Genomic DNA, 225 nt, shown 5'->3' with positions numbered 1-225 from the left:
CTGACGTTGAGTTACTCATGCTCGTAGAGTCGCTCTCACTCACTGACGTTGAGTTACTCATGCTCGTAGAGTCGCTCTCACTTACTGATGTTGAGTTACTCATTGAAGTAGAGTCACTCTCACTTACTGACGTTGAGTTACTCATGCTCGTAGAGTCGCTCTCACTCACTGATGTTGAGTTACTCATGCTCGTAGAGTCGCTCTCGCTTACTGACGTTGAGTTAC

At 46.7% G+C, this 225-nt stretch carries 1 pseudogene; it reads left to right on the top strand.

Features of this window, described 5'->3' with window-relative positions:
* Window positions 1–17 precede the first annotated feature (17 nt).
* A pseudogene (locus tag TP70_RS12945) lies at window positions 18–225 on the top strand (hypothetical protein); the annotation flags it as partial.

The sequence above is a fragment of the Staphylococcus microti genome (assembly GCF_000934465.1).
Lineage (GTDB): Bacteria > Bacillota > Bacilli > Staphylococcales > Staphylococcaceae > Staphylococcus > Staphylococcus microti.
This window is presented reverse-complemented; position numbering and strand designations above follow the sequence as displayed.